This window comes from Paenibacillus lentimorbus NRRL B-30488 (assembly GCF_000411595.1).
Taxonomy (GTDB): domain Bacteria; phylum Bacillota; class Bacilli; order Bacillales; family Bacillaceae; genus Bacillus; species Bacillus velezensis.
Genome location: NZ_ANAT01000024.1, coordinates 1 through 17,003, shown reverse-complemented (window position 1 = coordinate 17,003; position 17,003 = coordinate 1). Strand labels below are relative to the sequence as shown.

The following is a 17,003-nucleotide window of genomic DNA, read 5'->3' as shown; positions in this document are numbered from 1 at the left end:
TCCATTTACCGCTTTTATCCCTGTCATTATGCGTTAAATGCGGTTTATTACGCCAGGATGGATTGAAAAATGGCTTAAAAATTTCTATAATGAAGAAAATTAACGGGGAATAACGGAGGTGGCATGTTGCCTATTAATATACCAAATCACCTGCCCGCTAAGCAGGTGCTTGAAAGTGAACACATCTTTGTAATGGATGAAAGCCGGGCTTTTCATCAGGATATCCGGCCGCAGAAGATCGTGATTTTAAATCTGATGCCGAAAAAAATCCAAACGGAAACCCAGCTCCTCAGGATGCTTGGGAATTCACCTTTACAAGTTCACTTTACGTTCTTAATTCCGAGCACACATACTCCAAAAAATACGGCAAGGCAGCATCTAGATGAATTTTATACGGATTTTTCCAGCATCCGCCACAAACGGTTTGACGGAATGATTATTACCGGGGCTCCGATTGAGCACCTGCCGTTTGAAGATGTTTCTTACTGGGAAGAATTGAAGGAAATCATGGAATGGAGCAAAACGAACGTCACTTCAACACTCCATATCTGCTGGGGCGCTCAAGCCGGTTTATACTATCATTACGGCATTGAGAAAGTGGAGCTGCCGAAAAAAATCTTCGGTGTGTTTGAGCATACCGTTCTTAAAAAACATGAGAGATTGGTAAGAGGATTTGACGAGCTATACTATGTGCCCCACTCACGGCATACAGATATTAATACAGAGCAGCTGCAATCGGCTTCGGATCTGGATGTGCTCAGCGTTTCAGAGGAAGCGGGGGTCTGTTTAATCGTTTCAAAAGACGAAAAACAGATTTTCTTAACGGGTCATCCGGAATATGATACCGATACGCTGCTTCAGGAGTATGAGAGAGACATAGAGAGAAATCTTTCAAACGTAGAAGCTCCTAAGCACTATTTTGCGCCCGGCGGGAAAGAACCTGTTAACCGCTGGAAAGCTCATGCAACGTTATTGTTTATGAATTGGCTGAATTATTACGTATATCAGGAAACCCCGTATGAATGGGATTAATTTTTGTTTTGAGTGATACGGTGACAAAAATATGATAAAATACTCTTGATTCAGTATGCGTATAACAAAACTTTAAAATAATGGAACATATCAATTAAATTTAGTTTAAATATGTTGCCGCGCTTATTATAAAATGATGCACTTGTGTTATGTTTATCTATAGACAATAACTCCTTACGATGCATGAAGCTTGCTTGTTGTTGATTACATTGAGGTGAATTTACTTGAATACCAATAAAAAAGTATTAATTTTGACTGCAAATTACGGAAACGGGCATGTTCAAGTGGCCAAAACGCTCTACGAACAATGTCTGCGTCTCGGCTTAGATGTGACGGTTTCCAATTTGTATCAAGAGTCAAATCCGATTGTTTCAGAGGTTACTCAATACCTTTATTTAAAAAGCTTCTCAATCGGGAAACAGTTTTATCGTTTGTTTTATTACGGAGTTGACAAAATCTATAATAAACGCAAATTCAATATTTATTTTAAAATGGGAAATAAACGTTTAGGCCAGCTCGTCGAAGAGCATAAGCCGGACATTATTATCAATACATTTCCGATGATTGTCGTACCGGAATACAGACGGAGAACCGGAAAAGTGATCCCGACGTTCAACGTTATGACCGATTTCTGCCTTCACAAAATCTGGGTTCATGAAAATGTTGATAAATATTATGTCGCCACAGATTACGTGAAGGAAAAACTGATTGAAATCGGCACTCACCCGAACAACGTAAAGATCACGGGCATTCCCATCAGGCCTCAATTCGAGGAATCGATGCCGAAAGAGCCGATTTATAAAAAATACAATCTCTCTCCCGACAAAAAAGTTCTTCTTATTATGGCGGGAGCGCATGGTGTGCTGAAAAACGTAAAAGAACTGTGCGAAAATCTCGTTCATGACGATCAGGTGCAGGTTGTGGTGGTATGCGGCAAAAACAGCTCGCTGAAAGAATCCCTCAGCAGCTTGGAAGGTGACAATGCCGACCGGCTGAAAGTGCTGGGCTATGTAGAAAGAATTGACGAGCTGTTCCGTATTACGGACTGCATGATCACAAAACCAGGCGGCATCACACTGACGGAAGCGACGGCGATTGGAGTACCCGTTATTTTGTACAAACCGGTTCCCGGACAGGAAAAAGAAAACGCCATTTTCTTTGAAGATCGCGGTGCGGCTGTCGTGGTCAACCGCCACGAAGAAATTTTAGAGTCTGTCACCTCCCTTCTTGCGGATGAGGAGAAGCTGAACCGGATGAAGGACAATATTAAAAGCCTTCACCTCCCCAACTCTTCTGAAGTCATTTTGCAGGACATTATAAAAGAATCTGAAATGATGGCCGGGAAGGCGGATATGGCATTATCGTAAAAGAAAAGCACACGAACGATTCGTGTGCTTTTTGTTTTTTCCGGTTAAGCTTTGTTACTGGAAAAATAAAGATAAAAAATAGGGAGCGGCCGCTTGACGCCCGCTCCCATATGGTGTATAGTTGAACCATCATTTAACAACGTTTACATACGTACGGTTGGATGATGACAAAATTTTTTTAGCACGAAGGTGCTACAGTACTAGGAGGAATTAAGCAATATGCAAAACGGTAAAGTAAAATGGTTCAATAACGAAAAAGGATTCGGCTTCATCGAAGTTGAAGGCGGAGACGACGTATTTGTTCACTTCACTGCTATCGAAGGAGAAGGATACAAATCATTAGAAGAAGGACAAGAAGTTTCTTTTGAAATTGTCGAAGGTAATCGTGGACCTCAAGCTTCTAATGTTGTAAAACTCTAAACTCAATACATGTTGATCAGATGACAAATAGAGGAGAGGCGTATGCCTCTCCTATTTGATTGCCGTCTGAATCTCAATGGCGACAAGATTCTGCTTGCAGCGCTGCTCGATTTCTTCAATTTGTTTCTCCATTGACGGCATTCCTTTTTTTGCCATTTCCGCTAAACTTCCCAAATCACCGTATATTTCTTTAAATGTCTGCTGAAGGATTGTTTTTAAATCTTTATCATTCACGGCTGGTTTTTCCCTTCTCTCCCAAGATACCCTGAATAATAGTAAATAAGCCCTAATTAATCAGGTTCAATAGTTATATCGGCTTATTTTCTATATTTTTTTCTATTTTCCGTACATATTTCTAAAAAAAATCTCCAAACTATTTGCGGAGGTGTTTTTTAATGGACTCTGAATTTTTTCCAAACGGACTGACGGATAAACGCCAGCTTGAATTAGCAGTGGAAACTGCCCAGAAAACAACGGGAGCGGCTACCCGGGGCCAAAATTCAACTTTGGTGGAATCTGCTTACCAAGCGATTCAGGATGCCAGAACGATGTCACAATCCAGTGAACTGCAAGCTCTCGACCAGGATTTTTTGCAAAAGCAGCGAATGCTTCTCGACGATTGCCAGCATCAGCTTGATGAATTCGAAAAATAAAACCGCAGAAGCTGCGGTTTTATTTTTTATTGATTTGTCAGCACCTTGCCGTAGGCTTTCAGCTTCTCCCCCACCGTGCATTGGTTGATGCAGAAAGAATGAGCGTGCGTTTTTCCAAACTCTTTGCGGAAATGCTTTTTTACGAAACAGTCTTTGCAATATTCATCCTGAAGCTCTGTCAATTCTTTATAAATGCTTTTTTATCCAATATCAGTCATCTCCGTTACCTTCTAATGTTATGCGGCTTTCAATCTGCCGGTCCGAGAGAATTTTTCTGGCAAGGTCATCCGCTTCTTGATTTTCCTTTCTGTTTACGGCTTCATATGTCGGTGTCAGCTTTAAGGATTCGAGCAGCGCTTCAATTTTATCCAGCCATTCGTTTTGCGTTTCATCATAACACGGCCAGCTGCCGTCAAGCTGATGTAAAACGACGAGGGAATCCCCTCTTATCGTGATTGAATTTCTGCTTGCGCCAAGTTCCTGCACTTCCTTAAGCGCTTCGTACAAAGCGGCATATTCCGCCTCATTGTTCGTCTGAAGCGTTAAGCTTTTGTTTTTCCGTATGCGGTGCCGCTTGCCGCCGAGAGAATAATACACGACAATTCCGAGTCCGGCGCGTCCGCTTGTTTTGTCAAAGCCGCCGTCGAAATACACTGTAATGTCGTCAGGTTCGTGCGCAAGTTCTTCAGTAAGCTTTTCTAATTCTTTAAGCGTCCAGCTCGCGCCTTTTTCATCCTCAAAATAAATGTCTTTTATATAAGGAAAGCGGCTGACTTCTCTTGCAAGCATGCGCGCTTTCGGAACGGTCAGCCAATCTTCGGAAAAAAACGCGACGGGGCCTGTTCCTTTTGCTTCTATTTCGATATACGGCTTAAGATTCATTGAAATCACCTTACCATTCATTAGTTGACGGGCGTATGCTATAATCAAACCATTCTCAAATTGAAAGGAAGTCAGCAGGTTTTGTTTAACGATGTGTTATGGATCTTATTTGCGGTCATTCATTTTATCATTGTTCTTCTGTTTTATAAAGGATTTGGCAAAATGGGCCTATTCGTATGGATCGGTTTCGCCACGGTGTGCGCCAACTTGCAGGTTGTCAAAACAGTTGAGCTGTTCGGGCTCACGGCAACACTGGGAAATATCATGTACGGCACCGTTTTCTTCGCAACGGATGTGCTGAACGAAAATACGGTCCCCGGGAAGCGCGCAAAGCCGTCTGGCTCGGCTTTTCCACTTTGCTCGCTTTGACATGCGCCATGCAGGGGGCTCTTTTATATAAACCGGCTGCGTCAGATATCGCGCAGCCTGCCCTTGAGACGATTTTCGGTTTTCTGCCGCGTGTTGCGCTCGGAAGCCTCTTGGCTTTTATTTTCAGCCAAACGATAGATGTTTATGTATATTCAGCCATTCGGAGAATCTTTCCTTCAGACAGGCTTCTCTGGCTCAGAAACAGCGGAAGCACGGCGCTCAGCCAGCTGCTGGATACATTTATCTTCACTGCCGTGGCCTTTATCGGTGTTTATTCCGCGGGCGTATGGTTCAGCATCTTTATTTCGACTTATCTGATTAAATTTGCGGTATCACTCATTTCTGTCCCTTATGCGTATGCGGCAAAACGAATGACACCGAAGGGAGAGTGACGGATGATGCCCGCTGAAATTTACGTGGACGGCGCAAGTGCCGGAAACCCGGGCCCGTCCGGTATCGGTATTTTTATTAAACATGACGGGAAAACAGAATCTTTCTCAATTCCGATCGGCGACCATTCAAATCAGGAAGCTGAATTTCTCGCTTTAATTGAAGGAATGAAGCTGTGTGCCGCCCGCGGATTTGAGTCCGTGTCATTCCGGACGGATTCGGATATCGTGGAGCGGGCCGCGGATCTTGAAGCGGTTAAAAACAAGGCTTTCCAGCCGTTTGTGGATGAAATCGTCCGATTAAAGGCCGGGTTTCCATTGTTTTTTATTAAGTGGATTCCCGGCAGACAAAACCAAACAGCCGATCAGCTCGCAAAAAAAGCGATTCGGCTGAATAAATAACCGGAATGAAATTGCGTCTCACTGTTCATCCTACAAATGAGGTGAACAGCTATGAGAAAAGAAAATAAAGGCCGGCTGACCGGGGGCGTGAATCCTCAGGGAAATATGGAAGGAAATGCGCATAAAGACCCGAAATCAGCCCTTGAAAACAACGCAAAAAAAAGCAATACAAAACGCTAGAGGGATCAGCTGATCTCTCTGGCGTTCAGCTTTTCGAGCATTCTTTCAATTCCTTTTATCTGATGGCGTCTGAGCATTAAAGATGCTTCCTCCATCTTCAATGAAAAAAGTGCTTCTTCAAGCGTACAGACTAACGGCACCTCGCAATGTATTTCAGCAAGCTGCCTTGACAGCTCCAATTCTTTCAAGCTTTGCTGAATTTTCGTTTGCTGGCCCTTCGGCAAGAGAGCGAGGCTTTCTAATAACCGTTCTATGTTTTCGTATTCACGGATCAGCTTGTAAGCCGTTTTTTCCCCGATCCCTTTAACGCCGGGATAGTTATCGCTTGTGTCTCCCATCAGCGCCTTAATGTCAATCAGCGCTTTTGGCGGAACTCTCGTTTCTTCTCTGAATATCTCATCTGTATATACCTTATAATTGCCGATACCCTTTTGCAGCAGCGCTACTTGAACTTGTTCATTCAGCAATTGAAGCAGATCTTTATCACCCGTTACAATCGTAATTTCCGCTTCCCCGGCAAATAGGGCAGAAAGCGTACCGATACAGTCATCCGCCTCATAGCCTTTTATGCCGATGTTTAAAAACCCGAGCTCTCGCGCTGCTTCTTTCGCTAAATCAAATTGCGGAATCAGCTCAAGCGGCGGTTCGCTTCTGTTGGCCTTATAATCTTGAAACAAATCATTGCGGTACGTTTTGCTTCCCATATCCCAGCAGCAGACGACATGTGTGGGCTGAAACGTATCAACCGCTGTGATGAGATGCTTTAAAAAACCGTTGACGCCGTTTGTCGGGATTCCGTTTTCATTTATCATAAAATTGCGATGAACGGCCGTCGCGAAAAACGAGCGGAACAAAAGCGCCATGCCGTCAACGAGCAGTAATTTGTTATTCATATATCGAAACTCCTTTTTTTATTCAATGTTCCTATTTTACCAAAGAAGGCGGTAAAAAAACAGCATCCCCCCATTTGGAAGATGCTGCCGTCACGTTACTCACCGTGTCTTTTATTGCTTGCCATCAGCTTTTCAGCTTCACGGCCGGCATAAGAATCAAATTTCTGTCCGAAGCCGTTTTCTTTTTGGCATTGTTATTCTGCTGAGCATTTCTGTTTCCCAGTTTTGTTCTGCCCATGGTCATATCCCCCTTTAGAGAAGATACGGATAGTATGTACAGCAAGCGCTGATGACACACGCGGCAGGTTCATCCATTACTGTCTGCTGACGAATTCTTTCACCATCTCTTCACTTACGAATCGTCTTTGCGGCACGATGCCCTTTTTCGCCAGCTGGTTCATTTTTGCGGTGATGCCATTAATGGCATCTGTCGTGAACTGTTCATTCTGTCTGCATTTTACAATGGCTTCTTCAATGGCCTGTTCACGCTCATAGTCAAGCTGTACAAATGTTTTGACGTGCTGATGCTGTTTTGCGGAATGTGCTGAAATTGCTTTATGGACTTCTGACATAAAAGGTTTCATCTCGCTTTTTTCATTTTAGTCTACCACGACTGTTATCTGCCCGCCAACCGGATTTTTAAATTTTCAGCATTTCATCTTTCTTTTTCCATGCTTTTTCGGCTTCGTAAAGGTGTTCAATTTCCCTTGCACTCGTATTTTCCGCAAGACCTTGTAAATAAGTGTCCCGCTGCTCGCGGATCTGGGACAGGCTTTTATCCGCCATGTCTTCTTGCAGACGGCGCACCTGCTCAGTATATCGCTCTGAAAGGCTTTCTTTCTCCTGCTCAAGCCACTTTTCTGTCACTTTTTGCAGGCTGAGCCTGAGCCCTTCCACAAACGCTGCTTTTCCGTTCTGTTCAAAAAACTGCTTCGGCGATTTAACTTCTTTTATGTGATGTGTGAATGCCGAGACGTCAATGACCGGAGCGACCTCTTTCAGCTGAACGGCAAATTCGTTTTCGGCGCTCACATAAATAGAGAAATCTCCGTCTTCCATAAGCTTCTTCTGACAGTTTTCCATCCATTCCTCAGTCATATGACGCTCAATAAAACCGGTCATCCGGATATCGAGCGTTTTCAGCTCTTGAATATATTCAAAACGGAATTCCTTGAGCGCTTCATTCAGCGCCGCTGATATATTTTGTTTCCAATAACCGTTTTGAAGACCCGGATGGAAGGCGGTTTTCAGCATATCATTCGCATAAAACGTCAGGCGATGTTTAATGTGATAGAGCTGCTCTTCCGTATCTTTCATCACTTTTCGAATGATGACCTCAGACGTACGGCGCTTTGAAATGTCAGCGAGAGCTTTTTCATATGAAGACTCCAGACGCTGTTTCTTTTTCTCTTTTTCTTCTGCCGACTGGTGAAGAGATTCGTGAAGCTGTTCCACCATATCGCACAATTTGTCGGCCTCTGTTTTCAGCTGGTGGCAGCTTGCCCTCATTACATCTTCCTCAATAAAGTGCTCAAGCCCGGTTCTTACATCAGAGAACCTGTTATAAAAAGCTGCTTTTTTACCCGCAAGCTCTTCTTTACTTGAGACATGATATAATTTCGGCCGGTTAATTCCCTCTTTTGAGAGTTCTGAGCGGACATAGTCTTTGACGGTTTCCAGCTCGCTTTCGGTTTTGGCCAGATCTGCGGCGTTAATGACAAAAAACATTTTATCCATGCCGAATGATTCTTTGACGAGGCCGAGTTTCTTCAGAAAAGACCTGTCTCCTTTTGAAAAAGAATGCTGATAGTACGTCATATAAAAGAACGCGTCAGCATCTTTTATATATTGAAAGGCAAGTTCCGTATGGCGCTTGTTTATACTGCTTGCTCCCGGCGTATCAACAATGGTGATGCCTTTTTGCGTGAGAGGCGAATCATAATACACGGTGACTTCTTTTACGCAGCAGGCCGTTTTTTCTTCCGCTGCATACGGTTTTAAATCTTCAACCGGCACCGTCAGTGTCAGCCTTTGACGGATCTGTTCTTCATACGTATCAAACGCCTGCAGCATCGTCTGAATCACCGGGATAAGTTCATCCGGAACTTTTCCCTTTTTAATGGCATAATTCCATCTCTCTTTCAGTGAACGTCCCTTTACATCAGCGTCTTTCAGCTCAGTGAGCTGAAGCATTTCAGCGTCCAGCTCCTCCTCCGTTTTAAAAACGATCTCCGCAGATTTATGCGGTTTGCCGTCTTGCGGTTTCGTTATTTTGTTGATCGTAGCCGTTGTGGGCGTCGGTGATGACGGAAGCACGTATTCACCGACAAGCGCATTTGCAAATGATGATTTACCGGAACTGAATCCGCCGAATAACGCCAAGGTAAACTGGCGGTTTTCAAGCCGCTCAATCCTGCTTCGAAAGGCTTCTGCCTGTTTTTCTAATATGCTCGAGGATTCAAGAATCCCGGCAAGCTCATAGAACCGATCAGTCTGCTCTTTTATAGGAAGTTCCTTCATCGCATTTTTTTCGGGCTTGTTTACTTCATACTGTACAGTCTCTTTTGGTTTCTCTATTTGGACGGGCGCTTTTGCAAGGCGTTTTTTCGCGTATACCAGTCGCCGCTTCCCGTATCACAGGTCAATTCTTCTTCCCACAAAGCGCGGACTCGGGCTGCTTTTTCCAAGGCAGTGCGTTCTTCTTTTGCCGATTGCGCGAGCTCATCCCTTATCTTCTTTTCTTTTTCGAGCCGGTTTTTCAAGTTGTCAATGAGCGGTTCGTTTTTTGCCTGAACATAAGCGGTCAGCTCCTCAATGAGTTCCGCTGTTTGTCTTTTGGCTTCCCTTCTGATCATCTCAGCGAGGTCTTTCGTATAAGTTAATACGTATTCAGATGAAAAGGCCGCTCCCTGCTTAATGGCCTGAGCGGTAATATCATCAGAAAGCGGTGTGCGGTACGCCTGGATTTTCTTGATCAGTTCGTCCGAATCCGCTTCATACCGCTTGGCCGCTTTCGTAAATGTGTCGATAATATGCCAATCCGCTTCCCCTTCCGTTCTTTTTTAATATCGGCAAAAAATTCAGCATGCCTTCTCTCTTTCTCCTGAGCCGTTTTCGCTTTTGAAAAGAATAATCCGGTTTTAAATGAGGGCTGCTGTGATTCAATATAAGCAGATGCAAGCTCCCTCATCTCAAAAGGTGTCAGATTAGCGTTCTGCAATATGTTCTGCACGTCTTTTCTGATGTCTTTCTCTGCTGTTTCAGCCTGTTGAACGGCTTTTTTAAGCTCATCTTCAACAGAACGGACAAGTGCTTCTTGTTTGTCAAACTGCTCTCCGCTTCCGTTTTTATCATCTTTTACGAGCATCTCTGTATGCTCTTTGACTAAGTGTGCGACTTTTCTCTCCGTTAAGGACCATAAATTTGTTTTTGCCTGCTGTTTCAGCTTCTGCAGATGTTTTTTCAGCTGTTCCATGCCGTTTAAAGGATGGTCAGGCTCAGTGACAGACGTAAAGAAAAGCGATTCTTTCGGTATTCCCGCGCCTTCAAGCATATCTTCCACCTGCCTGCGGTACTCTTCAAACTTCGTTTCGGTTTCATCATGCCTGTCAATTTGGTTGACGATCAGAAACAAATTCGGAATACGGTCTTTGATGGAGCTGAGAAACAGCATATTTTCTTCTGAATGAACGTGATTATAATGAACGACGTAAAATAAAGCGTCAGCCTGATGGAGAACCGAAGCGGCAGATAAAAAATGCGCTTCGTCCGTCGAATCAATTCCCGGTGTGTCAATGTAGGCCGCATAAGGCTCTGACTCCTTAAAGCCGGCATAGACTTCCACCGTTTCAATTTGCTCACCGTCTTTACAGAATTGCTGCACTTGTTTTTTATCGTAACTTCCTTTAATTTCTGCATAAGCCCCGTCCGTCGTATGTAGCACGACTTTATCTTCACCGTGCCGGATGACAACGAGGTTGGCGCTTGTGGGAATCGGGCTTGTCGGCAGTATGTCTTCACCGAGCAATGTGTTTAATAAAGAGGACTTTCCGGCCGAATAATGCCCGGTAAACGCGATATAAACCTCTTCATCAGCCGCTTTTTTCATAATGGCTGCGAGCTGATCGGCCCGTTTTTCATCCTGATGATCTAAAAATTGTGCGTATAAGGCACCCGTTCTGCTGAAAATCTCCCTGTTATGGCGTTCTTCTTCTGTCATGTGTCTTTACCCCTTTGTGTCTGTCGCATCAAATGACGTTTTCATTTTTTAGAAAGCTCTGAAAAAAAACCTCTCCCCCATTTTACACAAGAATGGCCCACTTTTCTTCAGGAAACGTAAAAAAGCCGCCGATATCGGCAGCTGATAAAGAAAAAACACCCGCGGCATTAAAAACCGCAGATGTTTAAGAAGACATCGATTTATTCGAAACTTTTTTCAATACGAAACCAATTAAAACACTGTATGTACAAACGGCTGCAAATAAAAATAACATTGTCATTTTCGGCACCACCTTGAATGAGAATCATTTTCATATTTACATCTTATCATGAGTGAGAATGATTTTCAATCTCTATTTTGCGGTGTTTTCTTCTAGCGCTTTCTCTTCGGCGCGAATCCTCACAGTGAGCATGCAGGCATTGAGAATCGAAAAGAGAAACAGTGTCCAATACGCTCCGTATAACAGCGGCAGAAAAATAAATTCTAAGATGACGACCATGTAGTTCGGGTGTTTCATCCACCTGTACGGCCCCTTTCTGACAAGCTCCGCATCCGGCACGACAAGAATTTTCGTATTCCAATACCGCCCTAATGATAATAAAGCCCAATACCTGATCCCCTGTACAAATAAAATAATACATATAATGGCGGCCCACCTTGGAGAAAGCGTTTTTTGAAACGCCGCCACCTCAGCTGTAAGAGAGACAAAGAAGAGCACGTGCATCAGGACGAGAAAGGGATAATGTCCTTCTCCGTATTCGACTGCGCCTTGCTTTTTCACCTTCTGTTCATTGCGCCGGGCCACGATCATCTCCGCAATCCGCTGGGCCGCAAGCAGCATGATAAACAGCCAAAACATTAAGAAGCCCCCTTTTCCCAGCTGAACAGCAAAAGCTCAGACGAAAATCCCGGCCCGAGAGCGCCGATCAGCCCTTTTTCGTTTTCTTTCTGCCGGCCGCGGAGCAACTGTTCTTTTATCACATGAAAAATAGTTGCGGAAGACATGTTCCCGTGTTTTTGCAGCACCTTCCGAGATGCCGCAAGCTGACCAGTGTCCATTGAAAGACTCGTTAAATAGGCGTCAATGACCTTTTTCCCGCCTGGATGGGCAAGAAAGGTTTTAATGTCGTGAGGACCGACACCATATTCTAATAAAAATTCATCAACATTGTCCTTCAGCCACTGTGAAACCAGGGTGGGAATATCTCTTGAAAAAATGACTTGAAAACCGCTGTCGGTGAATTCCCAGCCCATCACATCTTCCGCATCCGGCATCATCACCGATTGAGTGGCAAATATCCGCGGAAGAAGCGGCTGTTTGACGTCGTTTCGGTTCGCCTTTTCCCCTCCGATTAGTACTGCGGCAATTCCGTCCGCAAACAGGGAAGTTCCGATCAAGTTGCTTTTTGACTTGTCGTTCGGCTGAAACGTTAAGCTGCAGAGTTCAGCCGCGATGACAAGCACGTATGCTTCAGGATATGCGCGGCAGTATTCGTACGCCCTGGACAGGCCGGCCGCTCCGCCCGCGCATCCTAAGCCCCAGATCGGTATCCGTTTTGTTTTCGCAGAAAACGGCAGCTGATTCATCACTTTCGCTTCAATGCTGGGTGTCGAAAGCCCGGTGCTGGAAATAAAAAAGATCGCATCCACTTTTTCATATGGGAAGGGATTTGTTAAACAATCCGGGTTTGTTAAACAATCAAGCGCCGCATCCGCACTATGCTTAACGGTTTCTTCCGTATACAGCCGGTTCTTTTCTGAAAAACCCCGCGCCGTTTTATACCATTCAATCGGCCGGACAAACTGCCTTGATTCAATTTCGCCGTTTTGAAAGGCTTTTAACAGCCGATCAATATCCTTAAATGAATCGGCAAACATCCCTCTCGCAAAATCCGCCGCCGTTTCTTGCGAGACATGATACTTCGGAATGCTCGTTCCGACCGACAACACATATGCCATGCCCATCACCTCTTCACATAAAGGTTTCCGCTTTTTTCCTGAATGTATGCATAAGTTTGAATCGAGGATTTCACTGACATGCCATTTTAATTTAAAATTGGCCCTTTTGAATGATAAACCGTTCGACTATACTTGACCCATTCATAAAAAAAGGTTGTGATAAGCATGCTGAAACCCGTCATTCTTAAAGGGTCACTCGTTCAGTTAGAGCCGATGACGATTGATCACTCTCAGGCACTTTGTGAAGCTGCTTCAGAAAATAGGACGACTTACGCTTACACCCATGTTCCTGACGGAATCGAAGCAACAAAGCGTTATATTGAACGTGCGCTTTCCGATTATGAAAAAGGACTTGTATTGCCATTTGCAGTACGGAGTCTTGAAACAGAGCGAATCGTCGGAAGCACGCGGTTTATGGATGCGGAAGTGTTTACGCGGCCGGCGGATGCAGCCCCGGAAGTGTGTGAGATCGGCAGCACATGGTATGCCTCTGCCGTACAGCGGACCGGTGTCAATACGGAATGTAAACTTCTGTTGCTGACCCATGCGTTTGATGCGTGGCAAGCTGTCAGGGTGACGCTGAAAACCGATGTTCGCAACCAGCGCTCACGAACTGCGATTTTGCGGATCGGTGCCCAATTTGAAGGAATCCGCCGCGCGCATATTCCGGCTGTCGACGGCGGCCTCAGAGATACCGCCTACTACTCCATCCTTCGGGAGGAATGGCCTTATATCCGGCAAAACCTTTCTGGCCGGCTCGCAGCATATAACTGAAAAACCTGCCGATATATACGGCAGGTTTTTTACATATTCGGATCATGGACGTATAAATTGAGATCGATCCGTCCGTCTGACGTGACCGCTACCCCCTCAGCTTCAAGAGACAGCTTCTGTACAGAAAACATCTCTTCATCTCTTAATCCGATTTCACCCTTTGCATTGATGACCCTGTGCCAAGGAAGACGATGCTTTTTACTCATGGAGTGAAGAATCCGCACAACCTGCCTTGCTCCCCGCGGACTTCCCGCAAGACCGGCAATTTGACCGTACGTCATCACTTTTCCTTCAGGAATCTGTTTGATAATGGCTACCGCCCGTTCCGTAAATGTCATGTAACTCCTCATTTCGCAAGAGCAGATGATTTTCGAGAAAATCAGCCACTTCCTGATCTTATTTTTATAGATGATAATTGCTTCATCATCATACTTATTACATCTCTGCGTTTAAATAGATTATCTGTTTGTTCACAAAAAATTAACAAAGATAGGTATGTACATGTTTAACATAATATGTAATAATACAATTGTATTAAAAAAAGAAAAGGAGTGTTTGCAATGAAAATGAAAAAAGCTTTAGCCGGCTCAGCCCTATCACTCGCTTTACTCTGTTCTGCCGCCCCTGCTTTTGCCGCAGGTCCTGCTGATACACCTTCTGCAGAAAGCAAAACGAAGGAAGTATCTGCTTTGGCGACGTTCATACTTAATGGTTCTGGCCCTGATTATCCTACTTCAATTTACCAGAATGGAATCACCTATTATTTAGACAACATCACCTTCCATGGTGCTGATGGCACTTGGACAGCCGTCTACAAAAGCTGATTTTTCATGACGGCGGAATGATTGTCTTAAGTAACAACTAAAAGCTGCTAATATAAGGGGGCTTTGCCCCTTTTTTAGTTTCACTGCCTTTTATAATTGATCCAGCATATAGCACCTAGGTGCGTAATTTCATTTCACCCGATGATCATTATCAGTCGTACTGTTTTCTGCTTTTAGACGCAAAAACACATAATCTAAAATTCTCTCCCGCGTGTCTATCCAAAAGCCGAGTCTCAACTCTATCAATCCGGAACATTTTATCGACGCCTGAGTTCCCCAGCTAACGTTAAGAAACCTCTTACTTGCTCTTTTATTTTTGATAAAACACCATCCAGGGTGATAACATGAGATTTGCTTGGGAAGAATTAATTATAATTGCATTCGGAATGATTTTACTGAGAATTTCAGGGAGAAAATCCATTGCACAAATGACCATCGCACAGACAATGGTGATGATTTCAATCGGTACGATTATCGTTCATCCCATTTTAGAAACTAGTTTATTGAAAACATTAATCGCTGCGTCTATCCTTTTTAGTGCTTTGATTTTGATGGAATGGTTTCAAGTAAAAGTAAACTGGATTGAATTTTTTTAACCGGAAAATCTAAATTCGTTATAGAAGACGGCCAACTCAATATAGAAAACTTAAAGAAGCTGAGACTGACAGCAGATCAACTCGAAATGCGTTTAAGGCTTCTTGGCATTTCAAAAATAAACACAATTAAATATGCCACTTTAGAAGCTAATGGACAATTAGCTAGGAATTAAAAGATGACTGTAAGCCTTTAACCATCAAAGATCTTAAAAATGTGACCGACCCAAAATGTCTTAACAAAGAGCCTCAGCCACAAAAAGATGATCAAGCCAATCTATTCGAGGAAATCAAAAGACACCAGACTCAGCACAAGCCAAAAAATCTTGAATAATTCGCTGATTAGTAAAGCCTTTTGTTATTCAAAACCGAAGCCGAATCAGACCGTTAACCGTGCCGATCATTTTTTACAAACCCGTTTTACAAGAAACAAAAAAGCATCTGAAGCAGATGCCTTTTTTCCGACGAGGTCCTTGTATGCGCCCGAATATGCTTTTCAGCCGCCTATACCCACCGTCGGCCTTAGCCATAATGTTAATCAGTTTGTTTTTATAAAATCATTGATTAATTGATCAGTCGTTAATATTGTGGCAAATTCATCATGCAACGTAGCCAGAGATATATTGTGAATAGTCTCTGCATCATAATATGTATCATTTTGGTCTCTCATCCCGAAGGCTGCTGTTGCATCTGAAATCAGGTAGGTATCAAATCCTAAATTACCGCTCATTCTTGTAGTTGTTGAAACACAATGGGGCGTAGTCAAACCAGTTATTACGACAGTTGTTATATCATTTGATTTTAAAATCTCTTCTAGATTAGTCCCGATAAAGCTGCTGTTTACTTTCTTGGTTATAATGACTTCTTTATCCATAGGTTTAACGATTTCCTTTATAGCAACCCCCTCATTTTTTGGATAAAATAAAGAACCAGGTTTATCAGAAATATGTTGTATGTATATAACTGTCCATCCTTTTTCTCTCCATAATTTCAGTATTTTACTAATGTTTTCTTCCGCTTTTACGTTATTTCGTTCTCCCCATTTTTTATCATCGAAAGCTTTTTGTACATCCACAATGATTAAAGCTTTTTTCTTTTCTGCCACCAGATAACCTCCTATATTGAAAATTAGTATTTATAACATTTTAAATAAAGTTTTTACTTTTGTACAATTGTTTCAGTTTTAAATTTCATATCACACCTTTCCCGTGGGAAAAGCGCTGGAATAGCTAAAGCAAACACTCACTCAAAGGCTGCAGCTCACCAGAGGCCAGCAATAATCAACTCTTTTTCTCTATATACTTATCAGTATCCCTTTTGCCATCCACTCCCCTAACAAAATTCACGCTACGCTCACAAAATATTAACAAAAACCCCTTGGTTATTTTTGTATTTCATGTAATAATACAAGTGTATCAAAAACAAAGGAGTGTTTAAAATGAAATTAAAAAAGTTTTAACTGGTTCTGCCTTGTCTCTCGCTTTACTCGTTTCCGCTTCCCCTGCTTTTGCATCCAGCCCTGGCAATACAAATAGCGACTCAACTCAAACAAAATTTTCGACACAAGCGACCAAAGATTCTTTTACAATGGATTACCTTCATAGATGGGATATCCCAAATACAACTGTTAAAAATGGTGTTACTTATTACCTTAAGAAAGTAGAGATAATCGAAGGGTTCTATCGCGCAACTTTTGAAGGATGGATTAATTAGAAGAAGGGGCTTTCCCTTCTTTTACTCTCTTTTGTAAGGATCGGTGCACAAGACACTCCCCCTCAGTGCCCATCCTGCAGTTTCATTTCGGCATCAGGCATTTCATTGCATGTCTAAGCCAGTTTCGTGTCATCACCGTCCGAACAATGATATTCGTTTATGATATAATCCCCCATTCTCCTTTTTTTCTTACATTTAGTCATATGTTCACGTACATATAGTTCGGGACGGTTTTTCGGCGAAATAAGGCGGATGCCGCATCACTCAATTTGTTTCTTTTCAAACAATGAAACCTAATAAAAAAGAGGATGCCTCACAAAAAAGTTCAGAAAAC

Annotated in this window: 19 protein-coding genes and 5 pseudogenes; 12 read left to right on the top strand and 12 right to left on the bottom strand. The window is 43.2% G+C overall.

Annotated features, from left to right (window positions below; genetic code table 11):
- Positions 1 to 126 precede the first annotated feature (126 nt).
- From metA to cspD, 4 genes and pseudogenes are all read left to right on the top strand, one after another.
- The gene (gene metA, locus D368_RS13510) at positions 127 to 1,032 is read left to right on the top strand and encodes a homoserine O-acetyltransferase MetA (protein ID WP_003153608.1); all 906 of its coding nucleotides are present in this window, start codon (positions 127 to 129) and stop codon (positions 1,030 to 1,032) included.
- 224 nt (positions 1,033 to 1,256) lie between these two features.
- On the top strand, positions 1,257 to 2,399 hold the full coding sequence (locus tag D368_RS13505; RefSeq protein ID WP_007409520.1) for a diglucosyl diacylglycerol synthase: 1,143 nt from the start codon (positions 1,257 to 1,259) through the stop codon (positions 2,397 to 2,399).
- A gap of 93 nt (positions 2,400 to 2,492) precedes the next feature.
- A pseudogene (locus D368_RS20215) lies at positions 2,493 to 2,603 on the top strand (hypothetical protein); the annotation flags it as partial.
- Between the two features lie 15 nt (positions 2,604 to 2,618).
- Positions 2,619 to 2,819, top strand: a complete 201-nt coding sequence (gene cspD / locus D368_RS13500) for a cold-shock protein CspD (RefSeq protein ID WP_003153604.1) — start codon at positions 2,619 to 2,621, stop codon at positions 2,817 to 2,819.
- A 51-nt stretch (positions 2,820 to 2,870) separates the two neighbouring features.
- Here cspD and D368_RS13495 read toward each other — a convergent pair whose 3' ends face one another.
- Positions 2,871 to 3,053 carry a hypothetical protein gene (locus D368_RS13495; protein WP_012117812.1) on the bottom strand — a complete coding sequence of 61 codons (183 nt, stop codon included), beginning with the start codon at positions 3,051 to 3,053 and terminating at the stop codon, positions 2,871 to 2,873.
- Positions 3,054 to 3,214: 161 nt separating this feature from the next.
- Between D368_RS13495 and D368_RS13490 the strand changes: the two genes are divergently transcribed.
- Positions 3,215 to 3,472 carry a DUF2564 family protein gene (locus tag D368_RS13490; RefSeq protein ID WP_007409519.1) on the top strand — a complete coding sequence of 86 codons (258 nt, stop codon included), beginning with the start codon at positions 3,215 to 3,217 and terminating at the stop codon, positions 3,470 to 3,472.
- Between the two features lie 26 nt (positions 3,473 to 3,498).
- On the opposite strand, the gene D368_RS13485 is transcribed toward D368_RS13490, so the two are convergent.
- Complete coding sequence (locus tag D368_RS13485; protein WP_486129262.1) at positions 3,499 to 3,666, bottom strand: zinc-finger domain-containing protein; 168 nt, start codon at positions 3,664 to 3,666, stop codon at positions 3,499 to 3,501.
- 16 nt (positions 3,667 to 3,682) lie between these two features.
- A complete protein-coding gene (locus D368_RS13480) occupies positions 3,683 to 4,354 on the bottom strand; it encodes a ribonuclease H family protein (RefSeq protein ID WP_014418166.1) in 672 nt (223 codons plus the stop codon).
- Between the two features lie 81 nt (positions 4,355 to 4,435).
- Here D368_RS13480 and D368_RS13475 point away from each other — a divergent pair.
- From D368_RS13475 to sspL, 3 genes and pseudogenes are all read left to right on the top strand, one after another.
- Positions 4,436 to 5,115 (top strand): annotated as a pseudogene (locus D368_RS13475) (queuosine precursor transporter).
- Positions 5,116 to 5,121: 6 nt separating this feature from the next.
- Positions 5,122 to 5,514 carry a reverse transcriptase-like protein gene (locus tag D368_RS13470; RefSeq protein ID WP_031378992.1) on the top strand — a complete coding sequence of 131 codons (393 nt, stop codon included), beginning with the start codon at positions 5,122 to 5,124 and terminating at the stop codon, positions 5,512 to 5,514.
- Between the two features lie 51 nt (positions 5,515 to 5,565).
- The gene (gene sspL, locus D368_RS13465) at positions 5,566 to 5,694 is read left to right on the top strand and encodes a small, acid-soluble spore protein L (RefSeq protein ID WP_003153575.1); all 129 of its coding nucleotides are present in this window, start codon (positions 5,566 to 5,568) and stop codon (positions 5,692 to 5,694) included.
- Between the two features lie 5 nt (positions 5,695 to 5,699).
- On the opposite strand, the gene D368_RS13460 is transcribed toward sspL, so the two are convergent.
- The 7 genes and pseudogenes from D368_RS13460 to D368_RS13430 form a co-directional block, all read right to left on the bottom strand.
- On the bottom strand, positions 5,700 to 6,587 hold the full coding sequence (locus tag D368_RS13460; protein ID WP_031378991.1) for a 5'-3' exonuclease: 888 nt from the start codon (positions 6,585 to 6,587) through the stop codon (positions 5,700 to 5,702).
- Between the two features lie 95 nt (positions 6,588 to 6,682).
- Positions 6,683 to 6,825: pseudogene (locus tag D368_RS13455) on the bottom strand (hypothetical protein).
- A 76-nt stretch (positions 6,826 to 6,901) separates the two neighbouring features.
- Positions 6,902 to 7,159: a YpbS family protein gene (locus D368_RS13450; RefSeq protein ID WP_102422242.1), complete on the bottom strand. Its 258-nt coding sequence runs from the start codon at positions 7,157 to 7,159 to the stop codon at positions 6,902 to 6,904.
- 67 nt (positions 7,160 to 7,226) lie between these two features.
- A pseudogene (gene dynA / locus D368_RS13445) lies at positions 7,227 to 10,806 on the bottom strand (dynamin GTPase).
- 184 nt (positions 10,807 to 10,990) lie between these two features.
- A complete protein-coding gene (gene fbpC, locus D368_RS13440) occupies positions 10,991 to 11,086 on the bottom strand; it encodes a Fur-regulated basic protein FbpC (protein WP_025284905.1) in 96 nt (31 codons plus the stop codon).
- Positions 11,087 to 11,158: 72 nt separating this feature from the next.
- Positions 11,159 to 11,665, bottom strand: a complete 507-nt coding sequence (locus D368_RS13435; protein WP_031378989.1) for an isoprenylcysteine carboxyl methyltransferase family protein — start codon at positions 11,663 to 11,665, stop codon at positions 11,159 to 11,161.
- The gene (locus tag D368_RS13430) at positions 11,665 to 12,765 is read right to left on the bottom strand and encodes a type III polyketide synthase (RefSeq protein WP_101562189.1); all 1,101 of its coding nucleotides are present in this window, start codon (positions 12,763 to 12,765) and stop codon (positions 11,665 to 11,667) included. The genes D368_RS13435 and D368_RS13430 overlap by 1 nt, the downstream gene beginning before the upstream one ends.
- 165 nt (positions 12,766 to 12,930) lie before the next feature.
- Here D368_RS13430 and D368_RS13425 point away from each other — a divergent pair, with 165 nt between their 5' ends.
- The gene (locus D368_RS13425) at positions 12,931 to 13,539 is read left to right on the top strand and encodes a GNAT family N-acetyltransferase (protein ID WP_128574879.1); all 609 of its coding nucleotides are present in this window, start codon (positions 12,931 to 12,933) and stop codon (positions 13,537 to 13,539) included.
- Positions 13,540 to 13,568: 29 nt separating this feature from the next.
- Here D368_RS13425 and D368_RS13420 read toward each other — a convergent pair whose 3' ends face one another.
- Entirely contained in the window at positions 13,569 to 13,877 is a 309-nt protein-coding gene (locus D368_RS13420; RefSeq protein WP_014305272.1) for an MGMT family protein, read from the bottom strand.
- Positions 13,878 to 14,099: 222 nt separating this feature from the next.
- Here D368_RS13420 and D368_RS13415 point away from each other — a divergent pair, with 222 nt between their 5' ends.
- Both D368_RS13415 and D368_RS13410 read left to right on the top strand, forming a co-directional pair.
- Positions 14,100 to 14,363 carry a hypothetical protein gene (locus D368_RS13415; protein WP_031378986.1) on the top strand — a complete coding sequence of 88 codons (264 nt, stop codon included), beginning with the start codon at positions 14,100 to 14,102 and terminating at the stop codon, positions 14,361 to 14,363.
- Positions 14,364 to 14,707: 344 nt separating this feature from the next.
- Positions 14,708 to 15,290: pseudogene (locus D368_RS13410) on the top strand (DUF421 domain-containing protein).
- Between the two features lie 204 nt (positions 15,291 to 15,494).
- Here the strand turns inward: D368_RS13410 and D368_RS13405 are convergent.
- Positions 15,495 to 16,061: a cysteine hydrolase family protein gene (locus D368_RS13405; RefSeq protein ID WP_101562191.1), complete on the bottom strand. Its 567-nt coding sequence runs from the start codon at positions 16,059 to 16,061 to the stop codon at positions 15,495 to 15,497.
- A 338-nt stretch (positions 16,062 to 16,399) separates the two neighbouring features.
- Between D368_RS13405 and D368_RS13400 the strand changes: the two genes are divergently transcribed.
- A complete protein-coding gene (locus D368_RS13400; RefSeq protein WP_128574890.1) occupies positions 16,400 to 16,669 on the top strand; it encodes a hypothetical protein in 270 nt (89 codons plus the stop codon).
- The last annotated feature ends 334 nt before the right edge of the window (positions 16,670 to 17,003 follow it).

Coding starts and splice junctions, on each gene's coding strand:
- cspD (WP_003153604.1), top strand. CDS start 2,619: ATGCAAAACGGTAAAGTAAAATGGTTCAATAACGAAAAAGGATTCGGC.
- D368_RS13490 (WP_007409519.1), top strand. CDS start 3,215: ATGGACTCTGAATTTTTTCCAAACGGACTGACGGATAAACGCCAGCTT.
- D368_RS13480 (WP_014418166.1), bottom strand. CDS start 4,354: ATGAATCTTAAGCCGTATATCGAAATAGAAGCAAAAGGAACAGGCCCC.
- D368_RS13470 (WP_031378992.1), top strand. CDS start 5,122: ATGCCCGCTGAAATTTACGTGGACGGCGCAAGTGCCGGAAACCCGGGC.
- sspL (WP_003153575.1), top strand. CDS start 5,566: ATGAGAAAAGAAAATAAAGGCCGGCTGACCGGGGGCGTGAATCCTCAG.
- D368_RS13460 (WP_031378991.1), bottom strand. CDS start 6,587: ATGAATAACAAATTACTGCTCGTTGACGGCATGGCGCTTTTGTTCCGC.
- D368_RS13450 (WP_102422242.1), bottom strand. CDS start 7,159: ATGTCAGAAGTCCATAAAGCAATTTCAGCACATTCCGCAAAACAGCAT.
- fbpC (WP_025284905.1), bottom strand. CDS start 11,086: ATGACAATGTTATTTTTATTTGCAGCCGTTTGTACATACAGTGTTTTA.
- D368_RS13435 (WP_031378989.1), bottom strand. CDS start 11,665: ATGTTTTGGCTGTTTATCATGCTGCTTGCGGCCCAGCGGATTGCGGAG.
- D368_RS13430 (WP_101562189.1), bottom strand. CDS start 12,765: ATGGCATATGTGTTGTCGGTCGGAACGAGCATTCCGAAGTATCATGTC.
- D368_RS13425 (WP_128574879.1), top strand. CDS start 12,931: ATGCTGAAACCCGTCATTCTTAAAGGGTCACTCGTTCAGTTAGAGCCG.
- D368_RS13420 (WP_014305272.1), bottom strand. CDS start 13,877: ATGACATTTACGGAACGGGCGGTAGCCATTATCAAACAGATTCCTGAA.
- D368_RS13415 (WP_031378986.1), top strand. CDS start 14,100: ATGAAAATGAAAAAAGCTTTAGCCGGCTCAGCCCTATCACTCGCTTTA.